Consider the following 14,663-nt stretch of genomic DNA (forward strand, 5'->3'; position numbering starts at 1 on the left):
ATAGAAAATCAATCATGATTTTCTCTCCTTACCCTATAGATGGGCGGACTTAAGAGGTAACTTTCATGGCGCTATAAACCTACCTTTAATATTTTCTTAAAATTAACTTTTAATCTTAAAGTAAAATAATTGAGAATGTCAATGCGATATCGAATTTTAAGCTTTATCCAAAAATTAAATAGATTCCGGCATCTTAATTTTTAATTAATTTTGGTAATCCAATTATATTTACAATAGGATTTTTATCATGTGAAGGAGAAGGCAAACTATCTTTTCCTACCGCATCTTCAGCCGTTGCTGAATATTTTTCCGCATCACTCCGAGCAGGGTCTAAAGTATTTCAATATCGTTGAGTTACTTCTCGTACGGAGTCTAGCTTAGCTGCTTCTGATATTTCATGTTCCGACACTCCTTCAGCATGTTGCATCTGGGATACTCTCCCTTGTCCACGAATCTGTCATATTTCAGAACATGATCCAAGGGTTTATCCAATTCGATTTGTTTTTTCTTGACAATATCATGTAATGGTTCATCTAGGTCGAGTTTATTTTCCTTTGCCCATTGTAATACCAGATAAGTAAATACAATTTTGCTCAACGAGGCTGCTGGAAAACGTGTATTAGTATCTACGGCAGTTATATTATCGGTGATTTTTTCTTGCCAATAGTGATTGACGTTCTTGTAAATTCATTTTTGCCTTTTTCTTTCGATTCAACATAAGCATAACCTACAGCTGAAATATGAGCAGGCTCTGTTATTTTTTGCAATGCATCACTAGATAGTTTAGGCATAATGTATTGAAAATAATCTAAAGCGATATTTATTATAAACAAATCTCCGTACAGGATAGTTTCAATCTTGACCGTTTTAAAGCATGAACCCATCCCGAAGATAAATAGATCGCTTTACTTTCATAAGATTAGAAGCAAGTTAGTTATTTGCAAAAATCATCAATGATTTCAGGTCAAGTTAATTACTCTTTAAAGCCATTTGTAGGCTTTGGTCCACTTGATATATCAAATGGATTTGGTGATTTATAAGAGGTAGCAACTCCTTTCTCATCAACCTTTAGTTCAACATTTTGATCAGCCTTATAGGCAATATCTGTCTTATAATTGTTGTCCGGAATTAAATTTTTATTCAGAAGTCTCGTAACAAATTGATCATATAATTTTAATTTTGGATCAGGGATATTAAGTCTCAAGTTATCCCCTTCTCTTGAGCGGCTAATATTTTGTGCATCTACTTCATCAGTAAACTTATTAAGCTCATCTTCAATCTTATCATAAAGCTCATTTAGATCCTTTTCATCGTCAGCACTGAGAAGTTCATTACCTTGAAAATGAATTAATCCCTTAGCTGCATCCAATTCAATCGAAAATATAGCTGAATCATTTTTAAAATGATAAAGAAAATCTTCTTCCGAATTCCAAACCTCACTATTTTCCAGATAAGAAGATAATGTTTTAACTTCTATAGTTTTAGGTACATATTTTGGGGTGGGGGCATTCTCATTGTTGAAGTTTTCATCTTTAGCTTCATCGCCACCGCCACCACCACCGCCGTGACCTTTGCAAACAGGCATACCAGAAGCACGACAAATACCGCAGGGATTATTTTCAAGAGCTTTTGATCGTTCATCCCTTCTATTTTCATATTTACTTCTCGATTCAGCTGACATTTTACCCTCTAACATTCATAAACTTTGTTCATATTCTAGTGTATTGAGTTAGGTTATAGAATAATGTCTGTGCTTTTTAACGCATTTTTAACGATTATGCCTTGCTCACTATTCAAACAAATAAATGTAAGAGCAATGAAGGAGAAATTTGAAAAAGTGACTAAATAACACTATTAATTAATATTAAAATAGTATTACAAAATCCTAATATTGGAAAACTTTATGGCTAAAGACGAGAAAAATCAGGAGCAGGAAAAAACCCATAAAAGGGAAGCAGAAGAACAATTAAAAACTGCAGAACAGATTGAAAAAAAGGCAAAAACTGAGGGCTTAGACCCCTTTGGTTCTTTTTTAAAAAACGCTATAGTGATTTAGAAAAGATTGCAGAAAATACGTTTAAGTTTGTTGTTGAAGGGAAATTAATTAACGAAGAGGACGATCCAAGTTTCACTTTTATTGAAAGCTATCAAACTGAAAAGTTCTCCCTTGAAAATGGTCAAGTAACCAATTTCAAAGAAATACTGGAAGGGCAAAATCCTGCCAGTATTGCCGATTTTATCGTAACCTACGTTAAACAGCATTCAAATGATTCTGCGCGAATTTTACAGGTTTCCTCTTATATAGAAACTTTACGCACAATCGCTAAAGGAGCAGCTTTAGAAACAGAACTGGAAAATGCTCTGGCTTTTTTAAATAAAATGGAAACTGCCATTATAGCCAATAAATTATCGCAAGCAGGAAGTTTTGGACAAACCCTTTTACATTTTTTTGCTGCAGAATCCTACCATACAGGCATGCTTATTTTGATAGAGGCAGGAGCTTCTATTAATGCACCTACGAAACACGGTACAACACCCATACATTTGTTATTTGGTGATGATCAAACCTGTCCTGAAAAATATCCTTCTAATGAATTTTTACAGAGATTAATTGATAATGGAGCCGATTTTTTTGCAAAAATTACTCGTGATTTTGACGATCAGGATGAGGTTATCACGCCGTTATCCAATCTGGCTTCAGGCTACATTTCAGAAGAAGATGAAGAATCAAAACGATGCCTTTTGTTTCTATTTGATGCTTTAAAAATCGATACTCCTGATAAAATTAAACAGGCATTACCGACCTTGCCTGAAGATGATTTAATCCAGATAATAAATTGATTTGTGGGGACTCAAGAGAGGAAACATTTCACATCTAATTTACTTCCAATTTCTAATTTTTATGGGTTAAGAAGAACATTGCTATCGACAGTTTAAGCCAAAGTTACATTTTTTACTCATTTGGCGTACAGTACTGAGTCCACTGTTACACTGTTTATATGAACTGATAACCAGGTGCCTGTTTACTATTAAAATCAAAGTGGCACATGAGTAGGGTTTTTTAACAGCGGATTCTGCTGCTTTATTAAGTTAAGAAAAACCAAATAAACCCCGTTTGTCCAACCAAAACCAGTTTCATTGCTGGAATAACTATATTTTATTTTATCTTTCGTTTTAACGCTGAGCGTTTCAACATCGTATTTTTCAAAAATAGTATGACCCTCCAGAAACCCCTTGTTGACAGTGCTAACAAATCGCTGCGCAATATCCAACGCTAAATCAGTATACCCATAGCGTTTTAAGCCATACACAGCGAAATACTGTAAGGGAGCCCAACCGAAAGGAGCATCCCACTGAAAGCCTGGATAATTTGTACTGGTCAGCAATCCTCCTTTCGCTAACAACTTGGGTAGATTATTGACAATTGCAGTAGCTTGTTCTTTTGAAGCAATGCCTGCCCAGAGAGGATAAAATGTAGTGGCATAAATGTAAGGACGCAATTCTTTATTTTTAAAATTGTAGTCAAAGTAGTAACCTTTTTGCTCATCCCATAAATAGCGGTTAATACGCTCAGCACGTTTTACAGCCAGCTCCCTCCATTTTTGAGCGGCGGGAAAATCATTTAAAATACGGTGAATTTCACTAGCCTCCTCCTCCAGTTTATAGAGAAGAACGTTCAAATCAACTGGAACGTAGTCCAAAATTGCAGCACTGAATGGGCCGTATTTTGCGGTAATGTCCAGACCAGACTCTCTAACCGTGCGATCAGCTCGATAAAACAGAGGAGTTAACTGATTCGTTTTTTTATCGTAGTACATTGATTTGTCATAGTCATTAATTTGATGAGTCTTAAAATAATCAGTGACTTTGGCATAATAGCTTAAGGATTCTTCAGGACATGGCCCTTCTCCCATTGCATAGTAACGTGACAAGCCAAGCTCAGCAATAAAATGAGGTGGTGACATCCAATATTGATATAGCTTATTAATAGCTGGTAGTGTTTTTGCCAGCCACTCTTTATCCCCTGTGCGGTGATAATAAGCTAATATCATTTCAGTTAGTAATGGAGGATGCGAACGTTCTAAATAATAACTGCGATTTGCATTAAGAATAGTACCGTAGTGATTGATTTCATAAATGATGTTATCCACCATATGGCGGGCAAGATTAAAGCGGTTATGCTCCAGTAAACCTAGTTCTATAAAATAACTGTCCCAGCCATACATTTCATTAAAACGTCCTCCCGGAACCACATAAGGATAAGGTAGATAGAGCAATCCATGTTCGCTTATGGTACTTATATCCTTTGGAAGATAGCGAAACTCGATTAGACGATTTTTGTTTGGAGGAAATTTTTTTATGGCCTCATTTCGAATCGCATTAATATCTTCTTCTTTCGATACATAAATAATTAGCCGTTGAGCTGTTAATTTCGCATCGTGCTGAGATTTTAAAAGATGATGATTATCCCGAACTAGGATATCCCAACTTTTTTCAATATAACGTGTTACTTCTGGATTCTGTGAATTTTTTAAATTATTTGCAGCCGTGTTAAGGCTGATGAAAGCAATAAAACAAATAATCGGTAGCTTACGCATCCTTTCCTCAAATTTCTTGGAACTGATCACATAGTTTAACCATAAAAATAAATTTGTTTAATTTTTTATTAGCATTACTACAATCCAGTAGATCACCTAACTTATCTTAGTTAGTGATTAAAGATTCCTTTTCCAGAAATGCTTTAAACTCTCTGACCCATGACGCACTTACATGATGTGGTAAAGGAATATTGGACTGACGATTTTCAGTGATGTCAAGAAAATGCACTTTTAGATGAGAGCGATAATACTCAAGATTTGGAACAACAAGGTCAATTATCTTGGCCTTTTCATCATTAATTCTTACCTGCAAAATCTCTTTGAAGAAAGGATGAGCCTCAAAATTTTTCATCTCCTCATTAAGCATTACTCCACCCTGAAAATTTAAAGTCCCTTTGCTTGCTGGAGAAAGACGGGTACAGTAGTTTGAATTTTTGCCAGCAAGGTAGCGTTTTGCTTCCACATGATAGCCAATCAGCAAACAAACTTTGGCTGACATTCCTAAGTCATAAGCCAGTTTGGCCCCAATCCACTCATGATAAAAAATGCCTAAATTATCCATGCTAAACTGCTGTGTTGGTGAGGCAAAATGGCCAATATCATGCAGTAAGCAGGCAAGAATGACTTCCCGGCTATGCCCTGCTTGCTCAGCAAAATAAGCGCACTGCAAAGCATGCTCCAACTGGGAAACAGACTCCCCAATATAATCAGAATGAGCTGCCTGAATTAAACAATCGAGCGTATTGTTAATTTTATTTTCCAAATTAATTTTCATTGTCTGTATTATTGATTGATTGGATTAGCCACATTGTAGACTGCCGCCCCTGCAGAGTAATCTTTGGTTGGATCACGCTCACAGTCTGGGGGAAATTTTTCCCGCTTATCTTTATAATACTCTTCCCGTTTTCTACCGCCTTCCGAAAATTTATTAAAGGTAATGAACATAGCTCGACGAGAACTATTGCTGCGATTAGATTCAGAATAATGGGGCAGATAAGAATCAAACAAGATAACATCGCCGCTTGCACACACAAGCGGTGACCATACCAATCTTTCCACTATCTTTTTTTGAATAGAACCATCAATCTCCTGCGGAAGAATTACCGGATTATTAGCGCCACCTTCGACCACTTGTAAACAACCATTTTCAAGTGTACAGTCATCAATAGCCACCATCATTGTAATATGAAATTTTTGGTTAAAACTTACAAATGCAGGAGCATCCTGGTGCGGCTTAAAGCCACCGCCACCAGGAAATTTGTAGTTAATTTTCTCCTTGAAGATAGCTGCAGGCTCACCCATTAATTCAGAGACAAGAGCCAAAGTACGCTCACCACTTGCAATTTCATTCAAAGACTTATGGTAGTCAATAAAATTTTCTATGCGACAAAGCTGGCGGCTTCCTTGATTATTTTTTTCATAGTATTTCATCCATTTTCCTGGAGTTTCTGGCAAGGCAGTTAACTCATCACACCAGCTTTTAAGCTGCCGTTTAATATGAAGAGGAAAAAAATCAGATAAGGTGATAAATCCATGTTGCTGCCAAAATCGTCGTTGCTCTTCATTTAATTGATAAAACATAATTTCCCCATTAAACAGATGATAGTATTGGTTCTGACACTAAAAACTTATCTTTTACTTTTAACTTTCTCTGCTCTTTTTCCAGAAGCTTGGTCAACAACCAACCGAGCAGCAACGTTCCAGATAAAATAGCAGTCGTTAGATAAATTCCTAGTTGCACTTGAAGCACAGGCAAAACTATCGTGCCACAGAATGCTCCAAGCTTACCAGCTCCGGCAGCCAATCCATGTCCTGTAGCCTTACAGTCTGGCTTGTAAAATTTTGCGGGCAGTAAGTAAGTGGTTAATCCAGGTCCAAAATTAATAAAGAAATTAAATAAAATAAAACCAGTAAATATTATACCTACATTGGATGACAGATAACTGATACTGAGAAGCAAGAGACCTAGAAATGACAGCAGAAAACCCCATTTCTGCAACTTCAGCAAAGGAACACTTGCCACAACAAATATAGCCGAAAATGCCCCTAGAGAAACAAACAAATTCACCAATAATGTACTTTTTAGAACGTCTGCTTGAGCGACACTCAAATTAGTTTCAACGGAAACATTAAATGCTTGTAAAACATAGGGAGTAAACAAACCTATTCCATAATAAGAAATATCGAGCAAGAACCAGCATAGACATAAGTACAAAGTGGTTTTTATCATGCTTGGGGAAAGCAGCTTTTTGTAGTGAAAAAAGAAACGTTCTTCGGAGGCCAATTTGAGTTGTTGATGAGTTTTCCATAAAAAACTTTCGGGTAATCTTGCTCTCAATAGCAAGCCGATTAAAGCCGGAATTGCACCTGAAGCAAACATTAAGCGCCACACTTCCATATGAGGATATAATTTAAACATTATCCAGGCTACAATGACACCGACGGGAGATGCCAAACAATTTAAAAACATGGCGGTAGCAATGAATTGATTTTTTTTATTTTCAGGTATCATTTCTGCCAGATAGGCAGCACAAATGGGATAATCTGCGCCTATGCCAAATCCTAAAAAAAATCGTAGAATACAAAGAGAGGTAATACTCCAGGCGCAAGCACTCAATAATGCAATGAGTACAAAAAACAGAAGATTCATGATAAGCATGCTTTTCCTGCCTATCGCATCAGCCAGGCGCCCGATTACAATAGCACCGAATGCAGCACCCAATGGTGCTGCCGCTTGAGTAAATCCTATCATCACAGCGGAGGGATGATATAAGGCATTAATAAAAGGTTCAGCAACAGACGCAATATACAAATCATACCCGTCAATGAATAATCCCAGCGCACAAACTATCCATACATGGGTGGCTAAGTGTTTATTTTCATCCATGAAAAATTCTAAACCGAGTTAATTTCTGTAATGGGTTAATCTTTTTATCATAAGCGATTTTTAAAAACAAATGGCAGATGTGTGCGAACATGGATGATGAAAATGATTGGATACAGCAAAGACTGCTTACGATCTTAAAAAAGAGGCAGGAATAGCGATATTTTTTGATGACTCTTCTTGAAATTCTTTTTCAAATTTTTGAAACATTTTTTCAGTTGATGAAGGCAATGATAAAACTCTGCTAAAAAAGCTGGGGGCTCGTTTTGTGTAAAGAACATCCCTTTCATGTTCCAGTATTTTTTGCAAAAATGTAGTCGCATCCAGAGTATTATCTCCTGCAGCTTTATGATAAATTGTTTTTAGAGCCTCAAATTTTTTTCTAGTCGCCGGATCCTCAGGATGTTTCTTAGGAATTTCTTCCAATCTTTTATAGATTTTTTCAAGCGTTGATACTTGTTTTTGCTTATCGCTAAAACCTGCCAATACTGTGGTCGGTGGCGGTGGAAGAATGTAAAAGGTATTCTCATCCGGGCTGCCATTGCGCAGCACCGTTTGGTAATTTGGATTAACAAAAAAATACTTTGAAATAGTCGTTTTAAACCCTAGGATCGCTTCGATAAGATTAATCGATGTTGTTCGACACGTATTAGTGATATGCAATTCTTGGACACCTTTTATGGTTGATTCTGGCACATTTTGTATTTTTTCTGTTGAAAATTTAACGTTGCTTAACTCCCTGTACTTTAGCGTTACATGATCCTTTCTACTTACATCGGATCTTCTGGTGGGGATATAACACTTTATTTTATTTCCCATTGCATCATCCTCTATTATTGGATTTTGCTGTTGGCTTTTCTCCATGATAGCGATAAGTTCTAAGAATTCTTTATATTGCTCATAACTAATCGCATAGGCTTGATAAGCGATAGCTTTATTCGTTTTCCCAAACATCGGTTCCTCTTGCATTCTGCTAGGAGCTCCTGGACCAAGTGCTTTTATGGCCGCTGTAACTAAACAGGCATTTCCCACATCACCCGTTTTACCCACTCTAGCTAACAATTGAGGGACCCCGTCTTCTTTAATCACCCCTAACATGACAAAACTATGAATATCCTGTTTGCCAATAGCAATAAAAAACTCACTATCTTTACGAACAACTATCGGTGGTGGTTTGTCTTTCGATGATTCATTATTTTGCTCTAGTTTTTCATCTTCTAGCTCACCATCCTCCTCTAGAGCATTACCTTCTAGCTCGCCTTCTTCGGGTTCTTTACCTTTCATCGCCACCCCAAAAGATATTTTAGTGTACTAATATTTCTATTATAGGCCACATAGATTAATTTTGACTCAATGGGTAAAAAAGTTCTCTTTGCTTTTGCAGGCACTGGCGATACCGCAAAAAACCTTGAACAAAAATATGAAAAGGAAGCATTCGATACGGATGTAATTCGAATTTATTTTAATGGTTGTCAAGACAAAGCCATCGGTGGAAGAACACCAGGAATTGGCTATATCAGCCCTAACTTAGACACTGTGGCCCGTAAATTACGTACCTGTTTTAACGATGATGGCGTGCTGTCCCTTAGAACCTTGAAACAAGAGTTCGGTAATGCTGTTGTCATTAGAGGCGTTGAAAACGAGAAAAAATTCAAGGTCGATGATATCAATATGACTGGCTTTAGCAGAGGTGCTGTAACCACGTTTGCAGTTGCTCGTCATCTCGATGATTTAGAGATTCCCATGTCTCTTTTCGCCAGCGACCCCGTTCCAGGCAATCCTAAACAAATCACTCACCACCGCTCAACATCATTTAATAAAAATTTTGATTTGAGTCATTGTGAAAATCTAAAGAAAGCGATTGTCATTTTAGGAGCTTATCAGAAAAATATTAACCCACTGCATAATAAATTTTTCCGACAAATGGCTCCCGTTTTTAACAAAAATTGTCAGTCTGCAGTTTACACTGTACCCAAAGCACAGCATCTCAGCTGGAGTGACTTTGCTGAAAATCATGAGCTTGATTTTCTTTATAACCAAGTTTTAACTACCGAATTAAATGTATATTCTGAAGAACACGCGTCTCTCTTTTTTACTCCCAAAGTTTTGCAACAAAAATTTCATGCAGGAGTAGATGGACGAGTTCAACTACCAAATCGCTATAAAGAAAAGCTTTGGGATACGCTCTCTATAGAAAATACAACTATAAAAAAATCAGATTCAGTTAAGATGGGTCTGGCGCTTTATGTGCTAGACGCCGCGCCTAAATTTGATGATAAAACAAAACTATACAAAACAATTAAAAAAAATACAGCTGAAGGCACTGCTCTTAGGGAATTTCTGGTCGAATTTGAAAGTATTAATCAATACTTATTAGCTAAAAATAAACATATTGCCCAACCGCTTGATGATGTTAAGCTTGCTGTACATCAATTATTAGCGAGTTATCCTATAGGAAGAGCAACTCACTTACAGAAGGAAAACTTGCAAAAAGCAATTCTTTCTATACTACAAACGACGTTAAAAGATAAAATTCCGAATAAGGCTTATTCTACGCTAAAAAACTTAATGGAAGATTTTTTGAAAACTAACATTGTTTTTCATTTGGATTTGGCAAAATACATCGATGAGTCGGAAACATTTCAAGCTGGGCCAACCCCTGTGAGTGATCCTGAGCAGTATTTTGTTGATATAGCCTCTATAAAGGATGCTGATAATCTTGCTGAAAGACTTTACCATATGTCTGAGCGTTCTCGAGCACGTAATTATGAAAAATATGGCCCTAATCTCTCTACCCTTATAAAAGATGAAAAACAGTTAGGCGATATTATTCGCTTTTTACCACCTGACAAAATTGCCAGGACGTTAAAAAACCCACAAATCAAACAGTTATTGAACAATATTGATGCCATTAATACGGTGATGGGAAAATTATTTACTGCTGAACAAAGAAAACAAGTCTTTGTCTCTGTGAAAGAAGTTATACCCTCTATGGAGTTTAATTTTGAACAATTAGGGCAATTGATGCAGTATCTTTCTTTCGATAAAAATAAACAACTTCTTGAGTTGGTTTCTTTTGATAAAATTGAAGAAAACTCGCCAACCGATGCAATTAAACTACTTGAACAATTAAGCTTGCAACAAATTAATCAGTTGTTACCGTTCATGGCATTGCATCTGAAAAAAATAATCGCTCAATCTGACAATCCTGCAGAGCTTCAAAATCTTCAAACATGGTTAAGCGAAAAAATAGAGGATGCCTCTGGTCAAAAAATGTTAGATGCCATTTTCTCGGAGCAACCAAAAACAAATCCAACCTCAAGGTTCAAAGCAAGATTACAAACTATCTCCGCTGAGCCAGGTGAGAAGCAAGAAAAACAAATAAAAATTATTTAATTATCGGCGTCTAAATTGAAAAAACTGGTATTAATTCCTCCACAAACGATAACTAACACCGAGTTATAATCATCCAGCACCGAATGGTTTGTATAAGCAAGTGATAAGGCTGCCCCTGCAGATAACTCGACTAAAATCCGCTTATCCCTGGCAAAAGCCCTGCAACCCTCTTCTGCGTCTGCATCACTTACCAAAACATTTTTTATTGGATGTTTAAAATGCCATTTAAATAATTGAGTAGCAATTTGCTTTGCACCAAGACTTGTTGCTTTGGAAGTAATTTTATCCAAAGTAATTTGCTTCTGGGCTTTTACAGATTGATAAAAGCTGTCAGCGCCGATAGTTTCTACCGCAATAAGTGGAATATCATTCCATTGAACCTGATGCATTCCTTCAAGAATACCACAAGCAAGACCTCCACCGCCTACAGCAACTACAATCGCTTCTGGCCGCAAATGTTTATTTGCTACTACTTCATGAATGATTGAAGCGTGTCCCTCCCAAATAATCGGGTGGTCAAAAGGCGGAATATAAGCTGCCTGTTGCTGCGCAGCAAATGATAAAGCTGCTTGATGCGCTTCGTCCCAAACCTCCCCTCCAACCACTACTTGTGCACCGTAGGCTTTAATTTCATCAACGTAAATCTGGTGACTTGTTTTTGGAATAAAAACTGTCGCTGGAATTCCTAATTTCATACCCGCATAGGCAACAGCAATACCCGCATTTCCACCGGAAGAGGCAACAAACTGTGTAACACCTTCTTTCTTATAGTGTTGACATAATTTACCGATGCCTCGAATTTTAAAAGATCCGGTCGGTTGTAATGCTTCCAATTTAAAAAACACCTCTCTTCCATAAGTGTTTTTTATAAATTGAGAGTGAATCAAAGGCGTTTCATCGTATAACTGTGTAGTAGCCATAGCTATTCTAAAATAGAGCAGAGGAAATAATTATAACATGTTATTGTATGCCATGCTATTTACCGTACATTTAATATCGTCAATCTTGCTTCAATTATAATTACCTTGAGTCGCTTGGCTCTTTTAAGCAAAAACATCAAGAAAACTTCAGAGGCAAAGGAATTATATAAAGCATAGACTTTTCTTTCTTAAATGTTGCCCTACCAGTTTTTTGATCTAATTCTCCTGCTAAACCAAAATCATTATCAGTAATCACTGCAATGTGTTTTTGCCCTACTAATGTAATCCCTTCAATCTTCTTTGCGTTTAGCCCTAGACTGGTTAAATTAATCAATTCTTGTTTATGCACCAATTCATCCTTGAGCAAATTACCCAAATGAATTAAAAAAATTTTTTTATTTTTTTTATTTTGTTCGATGACCAAAAAACGTTTTGAACCGACTGATACCATATCGCCAATTCGTCCATCTTGTTCGTCGAGTGGGTAGGAATATTGTGCTGTTGTTACTTGCTTATCGATATCAAACTCAACAATCGGTAAAGTTTTGGAGTTCTTTATACCACTTTGCAAAATAGCGAATACCTTTCGATTTTCCAGGGCGATGCCTTCAAATCCACGATTAAGTTTCCTTTGCTTTATATAGGCAGGTAATCCTTCTCCTGGCTGAAATAAATTGAGTAATTTACCTTGTGAAGAAAAATGAACAATAGAGGGACCGTATTCTTCGGCCATCCAATAACTTCCATCTTTTGCGATAGCAATTCCCTCAAGATCCATTCCCAATTTATCAAATGCCAAAGCTTTACCTTTAAGATTAACAGGATGTTCATTCGATCGTTCCCGGGGCAATCCTGTAAGTAATTTGCCTTTTGCATCCTTTAATTGAATTTGTTTTTTAATCCGCATTGTTTTTGTAACTATATCCGCCTCCAAAAAAATCAAGCGTGGGGTAAAGTTCGGCAGCATAAAAGGTCTTTGGACAATTCTGTCTCTTATATATGCCTCTGTGTTAGGTCCTCTATCCGTATGGGTTAGAAATAACAATTTCCCTTTGGAGGTTTGTCGCAAAAATCTCAGACCGGAAAAACCACCTATCGCTATTGACTGTTGTGCTTTGGTTTTATCAAGAATATCAGGATTTTTTAGGGTGATTTTGATGACTTCGTCAGCTGATAACTTCAACTGGGTACTTGCTTCACAAAAAGGTGAGTTAACAATCTGCAACAGCACGCAGCATAATAAAGCAGAAATAATTTTGTCGATCTTCATTATTATATCCCTATTTTTACAGCGATTAATCAAAACCATTATAGTACTTAATGAAAATAGCATTATAAAATAGCTTGCGTATGTATCAGCATTTAGAGAAAAATTTTATTTTCCCAATCAAAGTGTTATAGCTTGAATTACTCCTTTCCGGTAAGATGTGGGCTCTTGCGTTTTTAGAACTATTTAAGGGGTTTAAATGAAACGGATTTTAGTTTTGTTAAGTTATGTTTTTATTGCAGTAACTCATGCCGCTGTTTTCTCACCTGCAGAAATAGCAACACTAAAACAAAATTTTATTGCCAATATTACTGATACAGGTGCAGTCATTGCTTCACCTTCCAGATATTATCCTGATTACTATTATGACTGGGTACGTGATGCTGCAATTACTATGGATTTAATTGAAACCTGGTATGAAAAAGATAAAAAGCCTGAAGACAAAGCTCGACTGGTTAATTATGTACATTGGGTAGAAAAGGCACAGCATCAAACAGATACTCTACCGGGACAAGATATTTTAGGTGAGCCTAAATTTTATTTAGATGGTCGTGCTTATGATGGACCATGGGGGCGGCCGCAAAATGATGGCCCAGCACTTAGAGCATTAACATTAATACGTTTTGCTCATTCTCTGATAAAAAATAATGAACTGCCGTATGTCCAGGCTCATCTTTACGGTGGTGGGCTAGATCCTGAATCCATGGGAGCGATTAAAATGGATTTGGAATATATAGCGCATCACTGGCAAGAAAAAAATTATGACCTATGGGAAGAAGTTTATGGAGATCACTTCTTTACTGTAATGGTCCAGAGAAAGGCATTAATTGAGGGCGCTAAACTAGCACGCGAACTCAATGAAGCATCAACAGCCGCCTTTTACGAAGAACAAGCTCGTTTAATGGAAGAGCGATTAAACCAGCATATTGATCAAGACAGAGCCATTATACAAGCTACTCTCGCCCCACATCCGGGTCCTCAAAAGACAAATGAGCTGGATTCAGCAGTGATGTTAGGTGTCTTACTTGGGTATACTGAGAATAATCCATTTCTTCCTACGAATCCCTATGTTAGAAATACTGCAGATGCTCTAAGAGAGCAATTTAAAATGCTTTATCCTATTAATGATAATTACACTGATGCTTTGTTATTTGGACGCTATCCAGGTGATACTTATGATGGCTATCGTAATGATGGGCTAGGGAATCCCTGGTTTATTCTAACAGCAACAATGGCTGAATATTATTATAAAGTAGCTGCAATGCTTCCCGCTGACCGGAAACATCAAGCATTCATTAAAGCCAATGTAAAGCAGGGAGACCATTATTTAAGACTTATTAAACAGTATGCCCCTGATTTAACCATGAGCGAGCAGATTAATCTCAATACAGGCATTCAACAAGGTGCTAACTCCCTGACTTGGAGTTATGTCGCCGTTCTTCGAGCAATTAATTTGCGGGAATCATTGAATTTGCATTAATCACTTGTCTGATGCTGTCCCTTGATCACTTCTCTTTCTACGCCCCGCAGCTTGTCGTGGGCGTAGTTTCTAAATCCCGCACAAATCCTGAGATGATCACAAAATAAATGAATAAGTG

The 14,663-nt window shown here is 37.0% G+C and carries 14 protein-coding genes; 4 read left to right on the forward strand and 10 right to left on the reverse strand.

Features of this window, described 5'->3' with window-relative positions; all coding sequences use genetic code 11:
- Window positions 1–372: 372 nt before the first annotated feature.
- The 3 genes from clem_RS15410 to clem_RS07135 all read right to left on the reverse strand — a co-directional run bounded on the left by clem_RS15410 (window position 373) and on the right by clem_RS07135 (window position 1,696).
- Window positions 373–597, reverse strand: coding sequence for a hypothetical protein (locus clem_RS15410; protein ID WP_094090998.1), 225 nt, complete (start codon window positions 595–597; stop codon window positions 373–375).
- Window positions 598–635: 38 nt separating this feature from the next.
- Window positions 636–791: a hypothetical protein gene (locus tag clem_RS14800; RefSeq protein ID WP_157698197.1), complete on the reverse strand. Its 156-nt coding sequence runs from the start codon at window positions 789–791 to the stop codon at window positions 636–638.
- 182 nt (window positions 792–973) lie between these two features.
- The gene (locus tag clem_RS07135) at window positions 974–1,696 is read right to left on the reverse strand and encodes a hypothetical protein (RefSeq protein WP_094091000.1); all 723 of its coding nucleotides are present in this window, start codon (window positions 1,694–1,696) and stop codon (window positions 974–976) included.
- Window positions 1,697–1,903: 207 nt separating this feature from the next.
- Between clem_RS07135 and clem_RS14805 the strand changes: the two genes are divergently transcribed.
- Window positions 1,904–2,056, forward strand: coding sequence for a hypothetical protein (locus clem_RS14805; RefSeq protein WP_157698198.1), 153 nt, complete (start codon window positions 1,904–1,906; stop codon window positions 2,054–2,056).
- Between the two features lie 323 nt (window positions 2,057–2,379).
- Complete coding sequence (locus tag clem_RS07140; protein ID WP_094091001.1) at window positions 2,380–2,841, forward strand: ankyrin repeat domain-containing protein; 462 nt, start codon at window positions 2,380–2,382, stop codon at window positions 2,839–2,841.
- Window positions 2,842–3,035: 194 nt separating this feature from the next.
- Here the strand turns inward: clem_RS07140 and clem_RS07145 are convergent, their stop codons facing one another.
- From clem_RS07145 to clem_RS07165, 5 genes are all read right to left on the reverse strand, one after another.
- Complete coding sequence (locus clem_RS07145; protein WP_094091002.1) at window positions 3,036–4,598, reverse strand: trehalase family glycosidase; 1,563 nt, start codon at window positions 4,596–4,598, stop codon at window positions 3,036–3,038.
- Window positions 4,599–4,704: 106 nt separating this feature from the next.
- The gene (locus clem_RS07150; protein ID WP_094091003.1) at window positions 4,705–5,373 is read right to left on the reverse strand and encodes an HD domain-containing protein; all 669 of its coding nucleotides are present in this window, start codon (window positions 5,371–5,373) and stop codon (window positions 4,705–4,707) included.
- A gap of 8 nt (window positions 5,374–5,381) precedes the next feature.
- On the reverse strand, window positions 5,382–6,179 hold the full coding sequence (locus tag clem_RS07155) for a phytanoyl-CoA dioxygenase family protein (RefSeq protein ID WP_094091004.1): 798 nt from the start codon (window positions 6,177–6,179) through the stop codon (window positions 5,382–5,384).
- Window positions 6,180–6,189: 10 nt separating this feature from the next.
- A complete protein-coding gene (locus tag clem_RS07160; RefSeq protein ID WP_094091005.1) occupies window positions 6,190–7,485 on the reverse strand; it encodes an MFS transporter in 1,296 nt (431 codons plus the stop codon).
- A 126-nt stretch (window positions 7,486–7,611) separates the two neighbouring features.
- Window positions 7,612–8,766, reverse strand: a complete 1,155-nt coding sequence (locus clem_RS07165) for a hypothetical protein (RefSeq protein WP_094091006.1) — start codon at window positions 8,764–8,766, stop codon at window positions 7,612–7,614.
- A 69-nt stretch (window positions 8,767–8,835) separates the two neighbouring features.
- On the opposite strand from clem_RS07165, the gene clem_RS07170 reads away from it, so the two are divergent.
- Window positions 8,836–10,878, forward strand: a complete 2,043-nt coding sequence (locus clem_RS07170) for a hypothetical protein (RefSeq protein WP_094091007.1) — start codon at window positions 8,836–8,838, stop codon at window positions 10,876–10,878.
- Here clem_RS07170 and clem_RS07175 read toward each other — a convergent pair.
- A complete protein-coding gene (locus clem_RS07175; protein ID WP_094091008.1) occupies window positions 10,875–11,798 on the reverse strand; it encodes a pyridoxal-phosphate dependent enzyme in 924 nt (307 codons plus the stop codon). The two genes, clem_RS07170 and clem_RS07175, sit on opposite strands and share 4 nt — an antisense overlap.
- A gap of 136 nt (window positions 11,799–11,934) precedes the next feature.
- Window positions 11,935–13,068 (reverse strand): esterase-like activity of phytase family protein, encoded by a 1,134-nt coding sequence (locus clem_RS07180; RefSeq protein WP_157698199.1) that lies wholly within the window; start codon window positions 13,066–13,068, stop codon window positions 11,935–11,937.
- Window positions 13,069–13,264: 196 nt separating this feature from the next.
- Between clem_RS07180 and clem_RS07185 the strand changes: the two genes are divergently transcribed.
- A complete protein-coding gene (locus clem_RS07185) occupies window positions 13,265–14,545 on the forward strand; it encodes a glycoside hydrolase family 15 protein (protein WP_094091010.1) in 1,281 nt (426 codons plus the stop codon).
- Window positions 14,546–14,663 lie beyond the last annotated feature (118 nt).

This window comes from Legionella clemsonensis, assembly GCF_002240035.1.
GTDB lineage: Bacteria > Pseudomonadota > Gammaproteobacteria > Legionellales > Legionellaceae > Tatlockia > Tatlockia clemsonensis.

Coding starts and splice junctions, on each gene's coding strand:
- clem_RS07160 (WP_094091005.1), bottom strand. CDS start 7,485: ATGGATGAAAATAAACACTTAGCCACCCATGTATGGATAGTTTGTGCG.
- clem_RS07135 (WP_094091000.1), bottom strand. CDS start 1,696: ATGTTAGAGGGTAAAATGTCAGCTGAATCGAGAAGTAAATATGAAAAT.
- clem_RS14805 (WP_157698198.1), top strand. CDS start 1,904: ATGGCTAAAGACGAGAAAAATCAGGAGCAGGAAAAAACCCATAAAAGG.
- clem_RS07175 (WP_094091008.1), bottom strand. CDS start 11,798: ATGGCTACTACACAGTTATACGATGAAACGCCTTTGATTCACTCTCAA.
- clem_RS14800 (WP_157698197.1), bottom strand. CDS start 791: ATGCCTAAACTATCTAGTGATGCATTGCAAAAAATAACAGAGCCTGCT.
- clem_RS07155 (WP_094091004.1), bottom strand. CDS start 6,179: ATGTTTTATCAATTAAATGAAGAGCAACGACGATTTTGGCAGCAACAT.
- clem_RS07145 (WP_094091002.1), bottom strand. CDS start 4,598: ATGCGTAAGCTACCGATTATTTGTTTTATTGCTTTCATCAGCCTTAAC.
- clem_RS07170 (WP_094091007.1), top strand. CDS start 8,836: ATGGGTAAAAAAGTTCTCTTTGCTTTTGCAGGCACTGGCGATACCGCA.
- clem_RS07185 (WP_094091010.1), top strand. CDS start 13,265: ATGAAACGGATTTTAGTTTTGTTAAGTTATGTTTTTATTGCAGTAACT.
- clem_RS07180 (WP_157698199.1), bottom strand. CDS start 13,068: ATGAAGATCGACAAAATTATTTCTGCTTTATTATGCTGCGTGCTGTTG.
- clem_RS07140 (WP_094091001.1), top strand. CDS start 2,380: ATGGAAACTGCCATTATAGCCAATAAATTATCGCAAGCAGGAAGTTTT.
- clem_RS07165 (WP_094091006.1), bottom strand. CDS start 8,766: ATGAAAGGTAAAGAACCCGAAGAAGGCGAGCTAGAAGGTAATGCTCTA.
- clem_RS07150 (WP_094091003.1), bottom strand. CDS start 5,373: ATGAAAATTAATTTGGAAAATAAAATTAACAATACGCTCGATTGTTTA.